The following is an 18,940-nucleotide window of genomic DNA, read 5'->3' as shown; positions in this document are numbered from 1 at the left end:
ATTAAAAAAAGGATCACAAAAGTGATCACTGAAATGATAATATGATTTTTTCCGAAAAGCTTCATTGTATTATTTAAATTTATAAGAGATCATGACTCCGCCTCTGTAGGGGATGATTTCACCACTTCTGTTCAGTCCGTCAGCGCCGTCATAACGTTGACCGGTTGTTTTATCATAGCCTTTATAGAATCCCTGGGAAGTTCCGATAGTAGCATATAGATCAAGATTCCAACGTTCTGATAATTGAAACTGGTATCCACCTGTTACTCCTAGCATGATTGAATATCCTTTTTGATAAAGATTGCTTTTTTGGAAAACCTCTCCAGCATCATTGGTAAATGATCCGTCTTTCCAATAATTCCATTTTTGAAGATTATAAGCAGCAAAAGCAATATTTGCTCCTATATACCAATGTTTGAAAGCCTCTTGGAAGTAATATCTTCCTTCGGCAGAAACAGAGTAAAACTGTAATTCGTGTCCTGCAAAAGACTTCCATGGTGAGATAAACACATCTCCCTGAAGGGTATATTTAGGACTAATCTGTTTTTCTACACCCAGATTAAAAACACCTACCGGTAAAAAAAGAGCATTTCCCTTTACATACAAACTTTTCTCTTCGCTTTGTTCCTGCTCCTGAGCCTTTAGAGATCCTATGCTCAGAAATGCCAAAGCTCCCATTAATACTCTGTATTTCATCAATATGTTTATTTTATTTGTTTTAATAATTCCTCAGCTAATTTGGAATCTCTGTTAGCCTGAACTGCCATGTTTTTAGACATTTCAGCGTAGTTTTTTGCCATTTCTTTATTTCCGGTTAAGAAATAAAGTTTACCAAGGATATAAGTATTTTCAGAAGTTTCTCCTCTCATTACGGACTTTTCTGCCCATTCCGTTGCTTTTTTTAATGAAGATGGTGTTTTTACATGGTCTACAAATACCCATGCTGCTCTTAAAAGTTCATCAGGATTAAATGAATCCGGGGTTTTATAATAATCCAATGCTGCTTTTTCGTATTCAGGAAAATTGGCATTTCGCTCATAATAGTTAAGCTTTGTCTGGTTGAGTTTTGTAGTAGCTGTTTGTTTTCCTACCAATGGTTCAGCCATTTTCATAAAGTATTCATCGTTGATCCTTTTATTTTTGTCATCAATGGACTGTTCTATGATCTTCGATAATTTAAGCTGAGCATCAAATTCATTATATGTTTCTTCAGGAAGAAATTTAACAATCTCTGCCTTTCTGGAAGTAAAAGCTTTGTAATTGGAATCTTCAGTTGATTTTAAGAAAAATAACATGAATCCTATGTCATCTTTTGAAAGCGGTTCAGCTGCTTTTTTGTTTTCAAAATACCTTTCGGAGGCCTTTTTAGCAAACTCGTAATCTGTATCAGAATTTAACCTCATTATATTGATCAGAAATTCGGGATCTTTTTCTCCATTGGCAAATCTCTCTTTCAAAGAACCTTTTTTATTTCCTTGAGAATTGATATCCTGAGCCATAGCCACAAACATACTTTCTTCCATATAGCCTGTGTTTCTGGAAACAAGCTCACCTTCACCGTTCAGGAAAAGATAAGTAGGATAGGAACGGACTCCAAATTTAGAAGCAAGGTCTCTTCCTTCTCCTTTTTCCATATCAAATCTTGCATTGATGAAATTGGTATTGAAATATTCTCTTACGGATTTCTGAGGAAAAACATTTTTTTCCATCATCTTACATGGTCCACACCAGGAAGCATAAGCATCAATGAAAACCAGTTTTTTTTCCTTTTTAGCTTTGGCTATAATATCTTTAAATGGTAGTTCCTGGAACTGTATAGTCTCCTGAGCGGAGATCATGATAGAGCAAACAATAGATATCCCTGAGATGATCTTCTTCATTTTCAAATAAGATTTGTAGCGAAGATAAATAATTTTCAAAATATAAAGGAGGGAATCTGAAGGTTGAATGATTTATTAACTAATTTTAAGACTTATATTTTTTGATCCGGTTACTTTAAGTTATCTAATAAGATGCAGAAGAACCACTAAAGTTTCCTGATAAAAAAAGCTTACTTTTTGTTTAAAGACTCTTTATGCTCCTTACCCCAAACTTCCAATTGGCTTAAGACAGGCAATAGTTTTTTCCCTATTTCTGATAATTCATATTCCACTTTGGGTGGAATCTCAGCATATACTGTTTTTACAATCAGATTTTCCTGTTCCATTTTTTTAAGCTGTAGCGTAAGCATTCTTTCGGAAATATTGGGAATTCTGTTTTTCAGTTCAAAAAACCTTAGTTTTTCCTGTTTGAGATGATAACAGATAGAAAGAATCCATCGGCCACTGATGAGATTCACGGCATAAATTTCAGAACAGCTGGATTCCAACGTTTTTTTATTCTCATTATTGGTGGATGATTCTTTAATACTCATACTAACATTTTTGTTCGTTCCATACAACCTATTGTACACTTGTACTATAGAGCACTGATGATTTAAATTTACAAATAAAACGGGAAATATAGGATGTATGTCCTGGTTTCATAAACTTTTATTATAGATTTTTTATATAGTAATATTATGGATTTGAATAGAATTAATAAGGAGCTGAGGGCCAGTATAGAAAGTGTTCCGTATTCACTGGAGATCGATGAAAATATATTTTTGAATGCTCCGGAAATAATACAGAAGGAAAGAATAGAATTTACCAAGGCTTATCCTGTTCAGCGGCCGGATCATATCAAGGTGAAGGATATTTTTATCCGAAGTTTGGTGGACGGTGAAGGAATACGGTTGCATATTTACCAATCTGAAGAATTTAAAAGGAATAATACTTTGATTTATTTTCATGGTGGGGGATATGTTTTTGGTTTGCCGGAACAGGTAGACAGCCAAATGTTTGAAATGGCAGATGAATTAAAGGCAACAATTATATCTGTAGATTACAGATTAGCGCCTCAATATCGTTTCCCTGTACCTGTTTTGGATAGTTTTGATGCTTTGAAATGGGTGATTGAAGAAGGTGAAAACCAGCTTGGAGTAAATGCTGAGCAGATTACCGTAATGGGAGCAAGTGCTGGAGGACATTTAGCTGCAGCAGTAGCTCAGATGGCTGCAGACCAGAATATTAATAATATAAAACACCAGTTTTTATTATATCCTGTTATCCATAATGGACTGGATACACCTTCTATGCAGGAGTTTACAGATTCTCCATTATGGAGCAGAAGATATGCGGAAATAGCATGGCAGCATTTTTTGGGTGAAGAAAATAGAGACAAAAGAGTAACTTATTCAGACCTTACTCATTATCGTAACTTTTCTGCGTTGCCTCAGACTACAATTGTAGCTTGTGAACTTGATCCCTTAAGAGATGAAGGGATTGAATTCTCCCAGCTTTTATATCAGGCAGGTGTTAGTACTGAGTTATGGGTGGTTCCCGGAGCGGTACATGTATTCGATCTCTTTGGCTGTCCTTTGACTGATGAATATAAAAAGTTTTTAATGAGCAGGCTCTTTAAATAAGAATAGATGAAATTAAGAGATAAAAAACCGGCGTTGCTTCTTATTGATATTCAGAAAGGATTTCTTGATGAAAACTATTGGGGCGGAAACAGAAATAATAAAGACGCAGAAAAAATAAGCAGAAAAATACTGGAAAGATGGCGGGAATTGAATTTGCCTGTATTTCATGTCCGGCACAGTTCAGTAAATCCTCAATCTAAACTGCATGAATCTGATCCGGGATTTGAATTCAATGATAATGTCCTACCTCAAAATGAGGAATGTATTATCACTAAAAATGTAAACAGTGCTTTTATAGGAACAGATTTAAAAGAAAAACTAGATTTTCAGAAAATAAATACAGTCGTTATTTTAGGAATTACCACAAATCATTGTGTTTCTACAACGACAAGAATGGCTGGGAACCTCGGATATGAAACCTATGTTATTTCAGATGCTACAGCAGCTTTTGACAGAATAGGAATACATGGAGAAAAATATGATGCAGAACTGGTTCATCTCATGGCATTAGCCAATTTGAATGGAGAATTTGCAACTGTCCTGAATAGTGAAGAATTATTTAAAGATTTGTAGAAAAGAGTTAGAAGCATGAATATATTTAAACTGCTGTACGTGTATGGCAGTTTTTATTTTTAGAAAGGAAATCATTTTATCCTAAATATTTTTGTCAGGAATCATTTGTATTTAGCTTAGTTTTAAGATAATTTTATTTCACTCAATGGTCCTGAAATCTTTGTTATATCTTTGCAAACGAATAATTTATCTACAGAGGTGATCTTAAAAATACAGGCTTTACTATAGCGTAATTAAGGTTTTCTGTGTACGAGAATAGAATGTAGAAGACCTTGAGTATTAATTTTAAACACGCCTTATCCCAAAAATCTATTTACGTTGCCGCCCTATCCACCTGTTTAATTGCAGTAGTGGCTTTTGCCGTTTTAAGTCATTTAATTGCTGAAGATAACCGTAAAAATAATGAAGACTTTGCGAAAAAAACTTTCTTTAGAAAATATGAATCTGTGGAAAGTGAATTCAGGAATATTGAAGATTATCAGTATCTGCTTCGTGAATTGATTCAAAAAGACGGATTGAAAAACTACAGAGATTATTCTTTGGTTTTAAATGATTTAAATAAAAAAAGAAACCTGTTAACATATAGCTGGTATTACTATGACAATAATAAAACAGGAAAGTATGAAAGTAATAATCCATTATCCAGCATTTTCAAGGATAGAAACAAAGCAGAAGGATCTGTCTCCATAAAAAATAGCGGTTCCGGACATTTTAAAGATCTTTTAATAAGCCGTAAAGACAGCATGTTCTGGGTGAGTTATGATTCTCTTGTATTACCAGAGAAAAATATACTGTATTATGGTTCTACCGTAAGTTTAGATGATCTTCATCAATATTTTACCAATGTAGATAAAAGCTCAAATACCTACGCTTACGTTTTTACCAGGGAAGGAATTTGTATTACCCATCCTGAGAAAAAGTACATCGGGAAAAATGTTTTCGATTTCACGGATATCAAGGCAAATGATACTTTGTGTAGTAAGGTAAAATCAGGACATACAGAAAGCCTTGCCACATCTGAATACCTGGGAATAGGTGTGACACGTTTTATAAAACCTTTGAAAACCGACAATTTTGACGGATATGCAGTAGTGAATTATGTCAATTTTATTACGGATGAAAATATAGATAAAGTAAAAGCTTATACAGTTTATATATTTCTGGCTGCTTTATTTCTGATTGTCACTGTTTTTATTTTATTCCAACGGTCTACAAGTATGGCTTACAAAGAAAAAGAAAAGATACAGTCTGAAAAAAACCTGCTGCTGATTGAGAACGAAAAAATGCACAAGGCAGAAGTGATTAACCAGCTTCAGCAGCTTAAGAATAATATCAATCCACATTTCCTGTTCAACTCTCTGAACTCTTTGTATATGCTGATTGGAATTAATAAAGACAATGCCCAGAAATTCACCATGAATCTTTCAAAAATCTACAGATACCTGATTGTTCCGCCAAAGGAAAATATTGTCCCTGTTGCCAAAGAGATTGATTTTATTCAGAAATATATGGAACTTTTGAAAAGCAGGTTTGATGAAGAACTGAATTTTCAGCTTATTATCAAAGACCCTGCAGGTTTAGAAAAACGTATTCCTTATCTGTCTCTTCAAATCGTGACAGAAAATGCTGTAAAACATAATATTGCGACTGTAGATCAACCCTTGGAAATTACAATAGAAGTAGAAGAAAACGGAATTACGGTAAAGAATACGTACCAGCCCAAAACAGAAATTGTTCAGGGAGAGAAATTCGGGATTGACTATTTGAATCAGGTTTATGAGTATTTTAGAGAAAATCCACTTCATATTTCTGTAGACGGTGAATATTTTATATGTTTTTTGCCATTAATGAAATAAAATGAAAAAATCCATTCACTCCCGAATAATCACCTTTCACTCCCTAATACACTCTATATAATTCACTATACCTATAGCTTTGCCAGCTGAAACTAAGATATTTACTATTTGGAATGAATCGGACTATTGTAATGAAGAATTACAGACTTGCTCTGTATCTTGGACTAGCCATGGCATCGCCCGCAGTTCTTGCTCAGAAAAAGGATACTGTAAAAACGACCAAGGAAAAAACTGAAAAAGCAGATATTTCATCATCAAAAAAAACAAAAAAAATTGACGAACTGATCAAAAAAGGGTCTTACAAAAAAGGACTTTTTAATACGATTCAGGTAAAAACGGATGTTTATTTTGAAATTCCTGACAGTTTGATGGGGCGCCAGTTTTTGGTTGTCAATAAACTCTCTCAGGTGCCGATGCAGGTGAACGAAGCAGGTCTGAATAAAGGAATGAATTATGAAAATAAGATCATCTCTTTTCACCGTGACAGGGTTGCTAAAAAAGTATGGGTGAAAACATCCGAAGCGAAAGTTTCTTCCCCTAAAAATGATGCGATTACAAAATCTGTTAAAGATAACTTCTCAGAATCCGTTATTGAAGTTTTTGATATTGAAGCTCAGAATAATGATTCCACTTCAGTAGCTATTAAAGTGAACAAGGTCTTTGACGGTAACCAGAAGAGCTTTAATGATGTTTTAGCAAATGTAGGCCTTGGTGGATCCGTAAAATCAAGTCTTTCTTTTATTGAAGGGGTAAAAACATTTCCGGAAAACCTTGTGGTGAAATCCCAACTGAGCACTTCAGTGAACGAAGGGGGTGTTGATCTGCCTGTAACGCTCGGGGTGACCAGTAATATTGTTTTACTTCCTAAAATTCCTATGAAACCAAGGGTAGCAGATGCAAGAGTAGGTTTTTTCAGTGAAAAGCACTGGTTCTTTAATGACCATCAACAGAAAATGGATGAGAAATTTTTCATTACCCGCTGGAATCTGCAACCTAAAGATGAAGACAAAGAAAAATATCTGAGAGGTGAATTGGTAGAACCGAAAAAACAGATCGTTTACTATATAGATCCTTCAACACCAAAACAATGGCGTGAAAAGATCATTGCAGGAGTTCATGACTGGCAGGTGGCATTTGAGCAGGCAGGTTTCAAAAATGCTGTCATCGCTAAGATGCCGGATGAAAAAGATGAAGATTTTGATATTGATGATGTAAGATATTCTGTGATTACCTATGCGGCTTCTCCAAAATCTAATGCGATGGGACCATCTGTAGTGGATCCGAGAAGTGGAGAAATCATTGAGGCGGATATCATCTGGTGGCACAATGTAATGACTTCTCTTCAGGAGTGGATGAGAATTCAGATAGGACCAATAGATCCTAGGGCAAGAGATAATAAATTCAGTGATGAATATATGGGCGAAGCGATTCGTTTTGTATCCTCTCACGAAGTAGGACATACTTTCGGATTGAAGCATAATATGGGATCTTCCTTTGCATTCCCTGTAGAATCTCTCCGTTCAAAGGAATTTACCGATAAGATGGGGGGAACAGCACCTTCCATTATGGATTATGCCCGTTACAATTATGTTGCTCAGCCAGAAGATGGAGTTACAGCTATCACTCCAAAGATCGGAATCTATGACAAATATGCAATTGAATGGGGGTACCGTTGGTATCCGGATGAATTTGTTGAGAAAAAAGCGCTTAGAAATCTTATAGATAAGCATGAAGATGATCCATTGTATTTCTATGGTGAACAGCAAAGCTATCTGGAAACAATAGACCCGCGTTCGCAGTCTGAAGATTTGGGTGATGATGCGATGAAAGCCAGCGAATACGGAATGAAAAACCTGAAGGTTGTATCCAATAATCTTTTAAAATGGACCTATGAAGACGGTAAAGATTATACAGATGCAGGAAGGTTATATATGGGGGTTATCGGGCAATGGGATCTTTATACAGGACATGTGATGGCTAATGTAGGAGGGATTTACCTGAACAATACTGTTTTTGGTAATAAGAAAAAGGCCTATGAAGCAGTACCTGCTGACACCCAGAAAAGAGCAGTTGATTATCTGGTTAAAAACTCGATCAACCTTCCGGAATGGTTATTCTTTAATCCGATTACAGAGAAAACATATTCGGTAAAAAATTCTCCGATGGGACCTTTTGAGCAGACTCCTTATACCCTTGCAAGAGGAATGCAGTATGCCAATATCTATTCACTGTTTATGGATGACAGATTGCTTAGACTCCTTGAGAACGAATTGAAGCATGAAGTTTCAGGTTCAAAAGATAAGATCTACACTGTAGAAAACTTATTTGAACAGGTAAGAACAGCCATTTTTAATAAGAAAGGAAGCCTTACGATGCTTGAAAAAATGGCACAGAAAAACTACGTGGACGCATTGATTGTTTCGGTGAACAAATTATTCGAAAAAACAGCCGTAAAAACATTAAAAACAGATCAGACGCTTAATATGCCAATGATCTGCAACTATCATGAAGAAGGTAGAAACCTTAGAAACATCAATTATTCATCCATGAAAAGAGTATCTGAAGTAACAACGTACAAGAGAGCAGAGCTACAAAAGGTTCTGAACTTCCTGAACAGCACCAGATACAGAGGTGATGACGCTTCAAGAGCGCATTACACAGATTTAATTATTCGTATTGAAGAGGCTTTAAACAAATAAACAGCAATGAAAAAAACTCTAATCCTTTTACCTCTTTTAGCTGCTCAGGTTGCGTTTGCTCAGGAAAAGAAAACAATTACCGGAAAGGTAGAAGATGGTAATACTTCCAGCGTAATTGCAGGAGCATCTATAAAAATTGAAGCACAGTCCGTTTCTACCAAAACCGACCTGGATGGCATTATCGAAAGTGTGTCCGTAGGTACGGTGGCTGATAAAGACGGGAAATTTACACTGGAAATCCCGGCAGGAACAAAATCCCTGTTGGTAAGCTATCCGGGTTATGAATCCAGAATTATTCTCATCAATGAAGACAAAACCAATTATACGGTAAGACTTACTGCTGAGGTTTCAGATAAAAACAAGATTCAGGAAGTTATCATTACCGGATACCAGAAGATTGAAAAACGTAAGCAAACTTCAGCGGTTGCTACGGTTAAAATGGATAATATCAGCCAGGCTGGGGTAGCAAGTGTAGATCAGATGTTATCCGGTCAGATTGCTGGGGTAGTGGTTACTCCTGAAACAGGATCTCCGGGAAGTCCGGCGAAAATCAGAATTCGTGGTACAGCATCATTGTCCGGACCACAGGATCCGTTATGGGTAATTGATGGTCTTCCATTAGAAGGAAATGATGTACCTAATTTCAGCGATAAGGATAATATCGATCAGCTTCAGAACTTTTCTATTGCAGGATTGAACCCGAACGATATTGAAGATATTACGATTCTTAAAGATGCTGCAGCAACAGCAATTTATGGAGCAAGAGCAGCCAACGGAGTAATCTCTATTACCACAAAAAAGGGGAAAAAAGGAAACTTGAGATTAAACTTTTCAGCAGATACATTTATTACAGCTCGTCCTGATTTTGATAAACTTAATCTTCTGAACGCTTCAGAAAAAGTTGACCTTGAATTATCCCTTGCTGGAAATGCAGGATTAACATATCGTTCTGATAGAGGGGAGGTAATGAGAATTTTAACTCAGAACAAGCAGTTGGAGAATTTCAGAAACGGAGGTTTTGGGGCTTTGAATTTACTGACACAACAACAAATTAATGCTTTAAGAAATAACAATACCGATTGGGGTAAATTACTGTATAGAAATGCAGTGAATAAACAATACGGATTAAGTATTTCAGGAGGAAGTGACCGTTCTGATTATTACCTGTCTCTAGGGTACTATGATGAAGAGGGAACAACAATTGGTACAGGTTTTAAGCGTTATAACTTCACCTTAAAAAACAATTATAAAATAAGCGATAAACTAAACGCGGGGGTCTCCATTTTTGGTACCAAAAGTGAGAAAGAGTCGTTTATGACAGATGCGGATGCCGCTGCAAGCCCTGTTAATTATTCAAGAAATGCCAATCCTTATCTGTCTCCTTACAATGCTGATGGGAGCTACAGATATGATAAGGATATGGATGGTTACAAAGATATATATATTCCTTTCAACTTCCTGGAGGAAAGAGAAAATACAAACTATACACTGAAAAACCATTCGGTAAAAGCAATATTGGATTTAGAATATAAGGTTTCAAAAAGTTTGAAGTTTACTTCACAGTTGGGACTTCAGTATGACTCCAATAAGACAGAGAAATATGCTGCTGAAAATACTTATTTTACAAGAAAATTCAGAGAAGGAACCTCTTATTTCAAAAACGGAGGATACCAATATTTCTTACCTGCAGGAGGTATAAAGCAGAATTGGGATAATGAGTATTTCCAATATAACTGGAAGTTGCAGGGGATGTACAGCACAAAGATCAATTCAGTACATGAAATTGATGTGATGGCTGGAACAGAAATCAGAAGAACAAAAGATAATACTACACTTACAAGAGCCTTTGGATTCAACAGTCTTACTAAGGCAGGTATTCCTATTGTATTTCCTAGTTCGGATTTTGCAGCAGACAAGAAGTATGAAACATACCGTGAAATGCCTGTTGTAGAGAATGCTTATGCATCAATGTTTGCTACGGCTTCTTATACTTATGATCAAAAGTACACTTTCTTCGGAAGTGTGAGATATGATGGAACAAACTTATTTGGGGTAAATAAAAAGTATAGATATTTACCGATATGGGCACTTTCAGGGTCTTGGTTGGTAACAAAGGAAAACTTTATGAGCAATGTTCCTGTTATCTCTAATCTTAGACTGAGAGCGTCTTATGGACTACAGGGAAATATTGATCGTAATACTTCTCCATTCTTTATCGGGGAATATAATAATACAACCATATTACCTGGAGTAAATGAAAATGTGATCAACGTAATCAGTCCGCCAAATGACAAGCTTCGTTGGGAGAAAACAACGAATACCAACTTCGGTATCGATTTGGGGTTATTCCAAAACCGAATCAACCTTACTGCTGATGTTTACAACAGAAAAGGGACGGATATGATCAGTATGAGATCAACTCCTCTTGAATCAGGATTCGAATATACGATGGCAAACTGGGGAAGTCTTACCAATAAAGGTTTTGAATTGGCTGTTTCTACCAGAAATATTAATAAAGAAAACTTCAAGTGGTCAACTACGATCAATTTTGCACATAACAAAAGTAATGTGATAACGGAGCAGCCTCGTGATAATGCCCGTCTTCCTACCAGAGAAGGACTTCCTGTAAATGCTGTTTTTGCATTGAAAACTGCAGGAATGGATGAAAACGGAAACCCAATGTTCTGGAAAGGTAATGAAAAAGTAAAAATTGAAGATCTATTTGGATTATATGATCCTTATGAAGATTTCCTTCCTGGATACTTCTCACAGTCAAAGCTTTCAAGTAAAGAGCTAAGAGAGTTATTTACATATGTGGGAGACAGAGATCCTAAATTTACAGGAGGTATTATCAATACTTTTAAAATACATGACTTTGACCTGACGGTTTCTGCAACGTTCAATCTTAAACAGACCGTTATGAAGACACCGTCTTACAAAGGAATGGAGTTGGATAGAGGGCGAAACTATACAAGAGATATTTATCAGGCAGGAACTACACTTCCGGGGATTACAAGTCCTGAAGCGGATAGTAACCCTGGATGGATGGGGAATAAATGGCTTCTTAACAACGACTATAACGTCTATAATCTGTTAGATATATGGGCGAAGGAGATTAGCTATATTAGGATCAGTAGTATCCGTTTAGGATATACACTTCCCAAGAAATTTACCAGCCCAATGGGAATCAGTAGTTTGAGACTGAGTGTTGAAGGGCGTAACCTGTTTGTATTCAGTAATGGCTATAAAGGATATTTCGATCCGGAAACGTATGGAAATATTTACGCACAACCTATCTCTCGTTCAGTGACCTTTGGATTTAATGTTTCTTTTTAAAACTTGAAAAAAATGAGAAAAATAACAACATTTATCGCATTAGCAGCGCTTAGTTTTACCAGCATAGGCTGTGATAGATTTTTAGATATACAGCCGGAAGGTAAAGTAGTTCCTGTAAACGCAGAGGATTACAGAAAGGTACTTACATCCGCTTATTCAAGATATCCGACTCACAAATCTTTAGTGGCATTGCGTACAGATGAGCTTAGTCTGGATGAAAATGCCAGTGGGTTTGCTTACAATCGTGAACTTGCGATGTGGAAAGATACCGGTTATGATTCAAACACGACAGAATTTCCTTGGGTAGGATTCTATTCTGTGATCTTTTATATGAATCAGATCATCAATGAAGGAAGTAAGACCATGACGGATTCCCCTGTGAAGCAGCAAATATTAGCGGAAGCATATGCATTACGTGCCTATTCTTATTTTGATTTGATTAATTTATATGGTAAGCAATACAATGTTGCTACTGCATCCACTGATAAAGGAGTACCACTTAGTTTAGAAATTGATGTAGAAGCTGTACTGAAGCCTTCTACTGTACAGCAGGTATATGATCAGGTACATTATGATATTGCAAAAGCTGAGGTATTGATGCAGGAACAACAGCAGTCAGCAGGAATTAATTACAGATTTTCCAAAATTTCTTTAAAAGCTTTACAGGCAAGAATGGCATTGTACCAGGGAGATTGGAACAGAGCTTTAGATTATTCACAGCAGGTGCTTGCAATCAAAGATGGATTGAGTGATTTAAATACAACCAATGTAGCTCCTCACCATTATGCTTCTGTAGAATCAATCCTTGCCTTAGAAAAAGCGTTTGACGGATCTGTAAAGAATAATTTATCTTTTGCTGCTCCTGAGTTGATTTCAGCATATAATAAAACAACGGATAAGAGATTTGGACTTTATTTTGAAAAAGCTCCAGACCGTTATAATATAATTAAAAAAGGAGATTCAGACTTTAAAGTAACCTTCAGAACATCTGAAATGTATTTTATCAAATCTGAAGCATTATTGAAGTTGAATAGGCTTGATGAAGCAAAAGAGACTTTATTAAAAGTATTAAAAAACAGATATACTCCTGAAGGATATACATCAGTTCAAAATGATGTAGCTTCAATGAATACTACAGATTTCATGAATTTTATTCTGGATGAAAGGTTTAGAGAATTTGCTGTGGAAGGTCATCGTTGGTTTGATTTAAGAAGAGCAAACCAGAAAAAGATTACTCATAAGGTAGGAGGAAAGGATTTTATTCTTGAGCAGAATGATCCGAGATATACGATTGCATATCCACAAAGTGCAAAGAAGAATAATCCTAATTTATAACACTTCATATTAACAACCCTTGAAACCGTTAGAACTTAATCGTTCTAGCGGTTTTTTTGTACTTTTGCATTTATGAAAATTGCCATTATAGAAGATGAATTGCTGGCTGTTAATTATCTGAAAGATCTTTTAGATAAACAAAACATAGTTCCTGTCACGGAAACAGTGGTTCTTCGTTCCAAAAAAAAGGCAATAGACTTTTTTGAAAACGATGCTGCCGATCTTATTTTTATGGATATTCATCTTGGTGACGGGATGAGCCTGGAGATCTTTGAACAGATAGAACTTTTTGCTCCCATTATCTTTATTACAGCATTTGATGAGTATGCTATTCGGGTTTTCAAACATTTCACGATAGATTATGTATTGAAACCTTTTGAAGAAGAAGATCTTCATCAGGCATTACAAAAATTTGTTTCCATCAGAAATAATTTTGATCCGGAACCTTTATTGAAATCCATTTCCACATTACGTCAGGGAGAAGATACTGAGGTGATGAAACGCTTTATGGTAAGAGAAGGAAATAAGTTGAGATCTGTAGATGAGCAGAATACAGCCTACTTCTTTGCTTCGGGAAAATATCTTTTCCTTACCACAATGGATAATCAGACCTATATTTATGATGATACCATCAAAGACATTATTCAAAAACTGAATCCACAGGTTTTCTTTAAAGTGAACCGTAAGTTTATCATCAATAAAGAGGCGATTACAGAAATCATCAAACATTCAAGTCAGAAAGTAGAATTACAGCTATCTCCTAAACCTGAAGTAAGTGATGAGGTGTTTATCAGTAAAATGCAGATCACGGAGTGTCTGAACTGGTTGAAAAATCAGTAAAAGGCTGGAAGCTTGATGCTGGAAGAGGGAAGTACTTGTAGTTAAAATATATCATTAAGTCTTTTTTGAATTTCCATACTTGTTATTGGTTAAGCCGAATCTTCGATTTCTGACAAAGGAATAATCTTGCCATCTCATTTCCAGATTACCCTCGCTGGATTATATAGTTTTTTTATTAACCCCATAAGAATCATATAGCTTTATCGATGATGAAATTGCTCATCATAGCTCATAAATAAAGTATTATGATGATTTTTAACCTCCCACAGATTTTTGCGGATACGAAAATCAGAGATTTTCTAAAACTTATGTGTACTTCTTATACTCAATGTTTTTAACTTACTTAAGTGTTTAAAGTCTTTTGTGACTTTTGTGGTTATTTTTTTAGTTGAAAAGATGCTGGATGTTGGAGGTACCTGTAGTCAGTATATCTGATTAAGTTTTTTTTATTTGCACTTAGTCACCCTTGTAGCGTTATATCTATTTTTAATGAACGAAATAGAATATAGCTCCAAGTTCATCAAAAGACAAGTAAACATTCATAATAGAACAGTAACTTCCATCATCCCTCTTCCAGCTTCCCATCCTTCCCCTATTCATTTTTTTCGTATTTTCCATGCCAAAACTAATTGTTTAAACTCAGGACTATGAAAATATACTTATTTCTTACTGTAATGCTTTCGGGAGCCGTATTTTCACAAAAGATACAATTGAAAAAGGATAAGATTTTATTCAATGAAAAGGAAGTGGGAATCCTGAAATCGCCTTACAGAGATCACTTTGAGTTTTATAACCTGGCGAATGAGAAGGTTTTTGATGCTGATTTAAAAGGAGTGACCTTAGCAAAAGAGCAGTTTCTTTATTATCTCGATATGAAATCTGCAGATGGGAAAACCACTCAGATTCCTTATGAAGTATTGGTTACCTCATTTAAGGTAGATCGAATTGTAGCTTATCAATTGGCGGTAAAATATCACCTTTTCAATGAAAACGGTTTTGATAAAACAGAATTGGAAAAGTTCTTTAGCACCTCAAGAGAAAACCTGGGTGATAAATATCTACAGGCCAAAACGAATAGTATTGCAGAAGATAATGCAAGAAAAAGCAGGTTGGATAATATCAGAAGTCTTTATAACCCTAGAATGGGATCCAATGGAGAAATTTTGATCAATAGCGGAGGTTATCAATCTAAAATTATTGGATATTCAAGAGCGTTTAATTGTGTAGGATTCAATAATACCGGCTCATGTCTGGAAGTGAGCGATCTGGATGGAGTGAAGGTGGCCTCTATGTATCAGACCAATCAGGGATTAAAGACGTATTTGGTAAGAACTTTTGATAATAATGAATTTACCTTTACAGCCACAAGACCTTATGCACCTTCAGATTATGCGTTTATCAATGAATTTGTAGCTAATCTTTTTATTGAAGGTTATACTCTTGAACATCAGGCTTACTATAAAAATCAGGAACTTCATCAGGCAAAAATGAATGATGCAGTGAACCGTAGCATCAATTTATATGACGTTCCGGGATATTTGGTTGAGAAATCAGGTAAGAAAACAGAAGGAGCAATAACCATCTGGTTTGAAATGCTTGATCCGGAAAGAACGGGACAAAAGCTTCCTCAGGATGGTGCCGATCGTTTTGGGCAGCGTGTAACCCTGAAGAAAAGATTACCGGGTATGAACAGTATGGCTACCAAAATATATGATGCCGATTCAGGAGTCCATTTCTGTGTTTCTCCGAATGGAAACGAAGAATGTTACTACGGATTAGATGTAAAAGGAGAGCTCATGAAAAAGCTTCAGAATTATGGTAGCATGCATGGAAATAATGCCTATTTCTACAGGCTGATTGCCAAAGAAAATAAAATAATGTTACTGCGGGATCCTGTTGAACACTGGAAATATGTTATCAAAACAGATCTGCAGCCTAAAGGACAAATGCTGGACAACAGATCCAATGATAAGCTTTCCGAAAAGCTGGCAGACTATCTTAAAGACTGTAAGTCTGTTGCTGATCAGCTGAAAAATGAAAGTCTTGATCTTAAGAATGAAGAAAATCTGATCAGGATCATTTCAGATTACAGTAAGTGTAAAAAATAGAGATCAATGAAGATATATCCTCATGAACAATAAAAAATATTATAACGAATTCTTCGAAGAAGTCACAGAACAGGAAGTTGATCAATTGGATCATTTTTATATCAGCTATTTCGTAGATGGAAGAATCAAAAAAACTGATCATATCAGTCCTAATTATTTCATGGGGGAATATTATCTGGATGCCAAAGAGAATCTTCAGGAAAAGATACAGGAATTATGCATAGAAGGTGGTCACAGATGGGTGTTCTATACTCAGGAATCTGCTGCATTTGGTTATACTTTATGGAATTCGGAGGATATTGGAGAGAAAGGAAATCTTAAATTTAAAGGGAAACAGGTACTTGATTCAAAAAACAGAGAGATTTTCAATTGTTCAATAGATATCTCTAATGGTCAAATGGAGGAAGCTACAAAGAAATATTATAACAGTGATGATATTCTTCTTTTGACTATAGATTATGATTCTCAAAACAAACTGGTTTATGCTTATGATAAGCAAGATACCTGGGGATTGGATGGCGGCTGGCCAATGGATAAGGAGGAATTGATTATTGTGGACGCTCGTATAGGAGCATTTCCGTGGGATCAGCATCCTTATTTTCACTCGGCGGTTCCTTTTTTACCGGAGTCGGATATTATTTAGCACAGAAAGATATTTACAATTATGATAACAACTCAATTCAAGGACCTTTCTGGGAATGAAATTTCCAAAAAAGAAGCAGAAGTTTCAACGCAATATTCTGTAGAGACTTTTGTGGATGGAGTTATAAAGAAAATAGAGCAGTTAGAAAATGGAGTGGTAGAGATTACCTATTATCATTTGGATGCTTCAGAATGTATCAATGAGTTGTTGCTTCTTTATCAGGATCAAAAAGTTTTGTTTTCCACTATAACTGATATAGGTTCTTATAGAATTGAATATATTTTTTTATATGAAAAAGGAAGATTAACAGAACAGAAAAAATGGGTCATGAATAACAAAAATCAATATATCTGTTTACAAAAATTTGACATCATAACGGGATCATTGATTAATAACGCTATCGAAAAATATTATAAAGATGAAACGTCATCTTATACCTTCGAATATGACCAGTCCGGAAACTGTTTTATGATTCATAATGAAACCGATGGAGAAAAGGATATTTTTGGTTGGGAAATCGGAAATCCCAAGTGTTCCTTTACCTGGAATAGTTTCGAATATTATCAATATTCAGAACCTTTACTACCTGAATAAAGCAGCAATAAATATCACAAAAAATAAATTTCCTCCGTAGGGATGGCAAAAATTAAGAGAATTTTTTGACAGAATGGTTTAAAGCGTTAATGTCCATGAATATAATGAATCAGAAAATAGCAGATCAATACAATCATACTCCTGAAGATAAAGCATACAGTTGGGGAAGCAAGGAAAAAATACCAAAAGATGGCAACAGAACCAATGGACTATAAGAATAAAGGGTTTATAACATCCGATATTTTTATGCAGTTAGCCCTTTATTATATTCATGAAGAGTTTAAAAAAGACCAATATGCCTTCATTCGGAAAGAACTTCTTACAGATCATCATGAGACTGTAGTAAATGGCCAGATGGCAGGTTGGTTTGCCTTTCTCTGGGATGAGTATATATCAAATGCTTCAGAAGAACAGACGATGGTTCAGATTCTTCAAATTGTAAAAGCCAGGATTTATAATAAAGGAACTTATATCCCTTTAACGGAGTTACAGGCTATTCCAACTGTGGATGGTGATTTTAAACTATTTTACAGAAAACCTTTTCCTACAGCTGAGTTAATTAAGATGTTAGATGCTTTGATTCAAATGCTTGAAGGAGATTGGGATCATAAAAACTATGATATGGATATAGATTACTACTATGATTAAACGTTCTTCTCTCAGATTTTGTTAAACATAAAATAAGCAGCAGCACTTACTCAAATTTCGCTATTTTAATAAAAGAAGACAAATATGATGAATCACAGGGAATAACTTTTAGATACTAATATTATAATGATACAATATAAAAATCTTAATGGTGAATCAATTAGTGAACAACAGATAAGTTCATTAAAAGAATATGCGATTCATACTACAGATGATCAGTCTGGCTTACTCAAAAAAGTAGAAACACTTAAATTAAAAAGAGGAAATCAACCTTATAAGTTTTTTGAATATTATCTTGATTCCGGGGAAAACAAATCTGATATTATTCCACAGTATACAGACGAAACTAATGATTATCGGCTTGGTATTTATTCTAATTTGCAAACCGCTTTTAGTTTTAAAATGTGGGACTTTGAAAATTACTCAAATACCGGAGAACTTATTGCTAAAAGTAAAGTTGTATTTGACTCTCAAGATAGACTGATTTTAAGAGTATATTTTGATATACAAACTAATGAGATTAAAAAGTTTCCGCTACCCATAAAGTATTATTATGCTTCATCGGAAGATATAGCAAATGGTCTGGCCAATTTAGAGTTAATGTTTACGTATGAATTTAATGAAACTACCAATCAATTTGTTACTTATATTAAAGATCTCAATGAAACAACAGGTGAAATTCATACACAAAACAAAGATGGCTTTATTGAGTTGATGGGCTTAGATTTTTGGGATAAGCATTCATACTATCATGCTTTACAACCTTTATTACCTTTATCTTTGGATAGATAGAAAATAGTTCT

The 18,940-nt window shown here is 35.2% G+C and carries 15 protein-coding genes; 12 read left to right on the top strand and 3 right to left on the bottom strand.

The window, feature by feature from the left end; all coding sequences use genetic code 11:
- Positions 1-69: 69 nt before the first annotated feature.
- The 3 genes from M2372_RS04125 to M2372_RS04115 form a co-directional block, all read right to left on the bottom strand.
- Positions 70-696 (bottom strand): DUF3575 domain-containing protein, encoded by a 627-nt coding sequence (locus tag M2372_RS04125; protein WP_123318235.1) that lies wholly within the window; start codon positions 694-696, stop codon positions 70-72.
- An 8-nt stretch (positions 697-704) separates the two neighbouring features.
- Positions 705-1,880 (bottom strand): thioredoxin fold domain-containing protein, encoded by a 1,176-nt coding sequence (locus tag M2372_RS04120; protein WP_123318236.1) that lies wholly within the window; start codon positions 1,878-1,880, stop codon positions 705-707.
- Positions 1,881-2,050: 170 nt separating this feature from the next.
- The gene (locus tag M2372_RS04115; RefSeq protein ID WP_123318237.1) at positions 2,051-2,413 is read right to left on the bottom strand and encodes a helix-turn-helix domain-containing protein; all 363 of its coding nucleotides are present in this window, start codon (positions 2,411-2,413) and stop codon (positions 2,051-2,053) included.
- Positions 2,414-2,560: 147 nt separating this feature from the next.
- Between M2372_RS04115 and M2372_RS04110 the strand changes: the two genes are divergently transcribed.
- The 12 genes from M2372_RS04110 to M2372_RS04055 all read left to right on the top strand — a co-directional run bounded on the left by M2372_RS04110 (position 2,561) and on the right by M2372_RS04055 (position 18,929).
- Complete coding sequence (locus M2372_RS04110; protein WP_123318238.1) at positions 2,561-3,505, top strand: alpha/beta hydrolase; 945 nt, start codon at positions 2,561-2,563, stop codon at positions 3,503-3,505.
- A 6-nt stretch (positions 3,506-3,511) separates the two neighbouring features.
- Complete coding sequence (locus M2372_RS04105; protein ID WP_123318239.1) at positions 3,512-4,078, top strand: cysteine hydrolase family protein; 567 nt, start codon at positions 3,512-3,514, stop codon at positions 4,076-4,078.
- A 272-nt stretch (positions 4,079-4,350) separates the two neighbouring features.
- Positions 4,351-5,934, top strand: a complete 1,584-nt coding sequence (locus tag M2372_RS04100; RefSeq protein WP_123318240.1) for a histidine kinase — start codon at positions 4,351-4,353, stop codon at positions 5,932-5,934.
- Between the two features lie 113 nt (positions 5,935-6,047).
- Entirely contained in the window at positions 6,048-8,633 is a 2,586-nt protein-coding gene (locus tag M2372_RS04095) for a zinc-dependent metalloprotease (RefSeq protein WP_123318241.1), read from the top strand.
- Positions 8,634-8,639: 6 nt separating this feature from the next.
- Positions 8,640-11,969, top strand: a complete 3,330-nt coding sequence (locus tag M2372_RS04090) for a SusC/RagA family TonB-linked outer membrane protein (protein ID WP_123318242.1) — start codon at positions 8,640-8,642, stop codon at positions 11,967-11,969.
- Between the two features lie 12 nt (positions 11,970-11,981).
- The gene (locus tag M2372_RS04085; protein WP_123318243.1) at positions 11,982-13,304 is read left to right on the top strand and encodes a RagB/SusD family nutrient uptake outer membrane protein; all 1,323 of its coding nucleotides are present in this window, start codon (positions 11,982-11,984) and stop codon (positions 13,302-13,304) included.
- A gap of 72 nt (positions 13,305-13,376) precedes the next feature.
- The gene (locus M2372_RS04080; protein ID WP_123318244.1) at positions 13,377-14,144 is read left to right on the top strand and encodes a LytTR family DNA-binding domain-containing protein; all 768 of its coding nucleotides are present in this window, start codon (positions 13,377-13,379) and stop codon (positions 14,142-14,144) included.
- Positions 14,145-14,791: 647 nt separating this feature from the next.
- Positions 14,792-16,252, top strand: a complete 1,461-nt coding sequence (locus tag M2372_RS04075) for a hypothetical protein (protein ID WP_123318245.1) — start codon at positions 14,792-14,794, stop codon at positions 16,250-16,252.
- Between the two features lie 22 nt (positions 16,253-16,274).
- The gene (locus tag M2372_RS04070) at positions 16,275-16,895 is read left to right on the top strand and encodes a hypothetical protein (protein WP_123318246.1); all 621 of its coding nucleotides are present in this window, start codon (positions 16,275-16,277) and stop codon (positions 16,893-16,895) included.
- 21 nt (positions 16,896-16,916) lie between these two features.
- Complete coding sequence (locus M2372_RS04065; protein WP_123318247.1) at positions 16,917-17,489, top strand: hypothetical protein; 573 nt, start codon at positions 16,917-16,919, stop codon at positions 17,487-17,489.
- Positions 17,490-17,678: 189 nt separating this feature from the next.
- Positions 17,679-18,137, top strand: coding sequence for a hypothetical protein (locus M2372_RS04060; protein WP_123947284.1), 459 nt, complete (start codon positions 17,679-17,681; stop codon positions 18,135-18,137).
- Between the two features lie 126 nt (positions 18,138-18,263).
- Positions 18,264-18,929 (top strand): hypothetical protein, encoded by a 666-nt coding sequence (locus tag M2372_RS04055; RefSeq protein WP_123318248.1) that lies wholly within the window; start codon positions 18,264-18,266, stop codon positions 18,927-18,929.
- Positions 18,930-18,940 lie beyond the last annotated feature (11 nt).

This window comes from Chryseobacterium sp. BIGb0232, assembly GCF_024810195.1.
Taxonomy (GTDB): domain Bacteria; phylum Bacteroidota; class Bacteroidia; order Flavobacteriales; family Weeksellaceae; genus Chryseobacterium; species Chryseobacterium pennae.
The sequence above is the reverse complement of the archived record's forward strand: the minus strand, read 5'-3'. Positions and strand labels throughout refer to the sequence as shown.

Bases quoted from the DNA above. Each gene is read 5' to 3' on its own strand.
- M2372_RS04060 (WP_123947284.1), top strand. From the start codon at position 17,679: ATGGCAACAGAACCAATGGACTATAAGAATAAAGGGTTTATAACATCC.
- M2372_RS04110 (WP_123318238.1), top strand. From the start codon at position 2,561: ATGGATTTGAATAGAATTAATAAGGAGCTGAGGGCCAGTATAGAAAGT.
- M2372_RS04075 (WP_123318245.1), top strand. From the start codon at position 14,792: ATGAAAATATACTTATTTCTTACTGTAATGCTTTCGGGAGCCGTATTT.
- M2372_RS04125 (WP_123318235.1), bottom strand. From the start codon at position 696: ATGAAATACAGAGTATTAATGGGAGCTTTGGCATTTCTGAGCATAGGA.
- M2372_RS04115 (WP_123318237.1), bottom strand. From the start codon at position 2,413: ATGAGTATTAAAGAATCATCCACCAATAATGAGAATAAAAAAACGTTG.
- M2372_RS04070 (WP_123318246.1), top strand. From the start codon at position 16,275: ATGAACAATAAAAAATATTATAACGAATTCTTCGAAGAAGTCACAGAA.
- M2372_RS04065 (WP_123318247.1), top strand. From the start codon at position 16,917: ATGATAACAACTCAATTCAAGGACCTTTCTGGGAATGAAATTTCCAAA.
- M2372_RS04105 (WP_123318239.1), top strand. From the start codon at position 3,512: ATGAAATTAAGAGATAAAAAACCGGCGTTGCTTCTTATTGATATTCAG.
- M2372_RS04085 (WP_123318243.1), top strand. From the start codon at position 11,982: ATGAGAAAAATAACAACATTTATCGCATTAGCAGCGCTTAGTTTTACC.
- M2372_RS04090 (WP_123318242.1), top strand. From the start codon at position 8,640: ATGAAAAAAACTCTAATCCTTTTACCTCTTTTAGCTGCTCAGGTTGCG.
- M2372_RS04080 (WP_123318244.1), top strand. From the start codon at position 13,377: ATGAAAATTGCCATTATAGAAGATGAATTGCTGGCTGTTAATTATCTG.
- M2372_RS04095 (WP_123318241.1), top strand. From the start codon at position 6,048: ATGAATCGGACTATTGTAATGAAGAATTACAGACTTGCTCTGTATCTT.
- M2372_RS04120 (WP_123318236.1), bottom strand. From the start codon at position 1,880: ATGAAGAAGATCATCTCAGGGATATCTATTGTTTGCTCTATCATGATC.
- M2372_RS04055 (WP_123318248.1), top strand. From the start codon at position 18,264: ATGATACAATATAAAAATCTTAATGGTGAATCAATTAGTGAACAACAG.